This window comes from Sporosarcina sp. Y1004, assembly GCF_057669665.1.
Map to the genome: position 1 here is coordinate 1 of NZ_JBYHFQ010000058.1, position 1,462 is coordinate 1,462.

1 protein-coding gene is annotated in these 1,462 nt (G+C 37.9%); it reads left to right on the forward strand.

The window, feature by feature from the left end:
• Positions 1-94 precede the first annotated feature (94 nt).
• Positions 95-1,425 (forward strand): IS3 family transposase gene (locus AC25Y6_RS19575; protein ID WP_488144201.1). Its coding sequence is split into 2 segments (ribosomal slippage): positions 95-482 and positions 482-1,425, totalling 1,332 coding nucleotides; the frame shifts between segments, so codons are not numbered across the junction.
• Positions 1,426-1,462: the final 37 nt, after the last annotated feature.

Below are 1,462 nucleotides of genomic sequence, written 5' to 3' on the forward strand. Positions count from 1 at the left end.
TAAACTGTACCCTGTAAGATGGACACTTTGAAAAAGTCCCTCTTATAGGGTATTTTTGTTTATACATGAAAAAGGATGTCGGGGGTGGGATCAAATGACTAAAATATTATTTAATAAAAAAGAACAGGAACGACTAAAACGTAATTCTAACGTGAAGACAGTTAGTGAAAAAGCCATCACATATTCGGATGAATTTAAACGCCATTTTATTGCAGAAAGTGCAAAAGGTAAAGTACCACGGGAGATATTCGAAGAGGCCGGTCTTGATGTTGAGCTAATCGGCAAGGAACGTGTGAAGTCCGCTGGTAAGCGTTGGCGCGCCGCTTACCATAAAGATGGCGTGGAAGGTTTACAAGATACGCGTAAAGGTAATTCTGGTCGTGCATTAGAGCGTGAATTAACGCTTGAAGAGAAGATTACCCGTTTAGAAGCAAAAAACCAATTATTAAGAGCAGAGAATGAATTACTAAAAAAGCTCGATTTACTCGAAAGGCAGGCGTTGAAGAAGAAATAAGAATCGCAACAGGAGTAAAATTCGAATTGATTCATCACACGATAAAAAAGTATAACTTGAAGCTGATGGTGAGCTACTTATGCGAAATAATGGGTGTATCTCGTTCAAGCTATTATAATTATTTCACGGAAAAATCGGTGCAAAAACGCATAGTACAAGAACAAGTGGATGAAATCGTAAGGGACATCATTTTAAAGGCCTATCGTTTCCGGGGACGCAAAAAAGGGGCGCGCCAAATTAAAATGACGCTCCAAAATCAATATGAAATTACCTATAACCTAAAGCGGATTCGTCGTATTATGAAGAAATACGATATTATTTGTCCGATTCGTAAAGCGAATCCTTATCGACGTATGGCTAAAGCAACAAAAGAACATCGCACGTGTCCAAACCTATTACAACGTGATTTCAAACAAGGTATAGTGGGAAAAGTATTATTAACCGATATCACCTATTTAACATACAAAGATGGGAAACGTGCGTATTTATCAACGGTTAAGGACGCAGAGACAAACGAAATTTTGGCGTATGAAGTATCTTCTTCACTACATTTAGAAATTGTGCTGAATACCCTTCAAAAATTGAGAAAACATGGCCATCTTTCAGAAGGTGCATTTATTCATTCAGATCAAGGTTTCCATTACACGAATCCAGAATTCCAGGCGGTAGTTAAACGAATGGGATTAGGTCAATCGATGTCTCGCCGAGGAAACTGTTGGGATAACGCTCCACAGGAATCATTTTTTGGACATTTTAAGGATGAGACGAATATTAAAGATTGTGCAGCATTAGAGGAAGTAAAACGTGAAGTTAAAAGTTATATGACGTATTACAATCATTATCGTGGGCAATGGAATTTAAAAAAGTTGCCGCCTGCAAAATACAGGCAGCAACTTCAACAAATAGCATAGGCTTTTTTTAATTGTCCTTTACACAGGGTACAGTTTA